1 protein-coding gene is annotated in these 217 nt (G+C 54.4%); it reads right to left on the bottom strand.

From position 1 onward, the window contains the following. Positions 1–118 (bottom strand): SdrD B-like domain-containing protein (locus EII42_RS13940; protein WP_199729923.1); only part of this gene is annotated, 118 nt, incomplete at its 3' end. Positions 119–217: the final 99 nt, after the last annotated feature.

Here is a 217-nt window from a genome sequence, read left to right as displayed (position 1 = left end):
GCCTCAACTCAACGCCCTTGATCCCCTTCTCACCGTCATCCTGAATCCCGTCACGATCCGCATCCAACCACACGAAATCACCAACCGAAACCCTCGGACGAACGAAACCGAAGTCCAAAGTCAGATCAGACTCACCATCCTTAGTCAGACCCTGAGACGTCTCACAAGAAGTCGAGGAATCCTTCGCACGATCACCACCGACATTCGGCTGAGTCGG

Source organism: Tessaracoccus sp. OH4464_COT-324, from assembly GCF_003932855.1.
Lineage (GTDB): Bacteria > Actinomycetota > Actinomycetes > Propionibacteriales > Propionibacteriaceae > Arachnia.
Note: the sequence above shows the minus strand (reverse complement) of the source record. Positions and strands in the feature narration are given on the sequence as shown.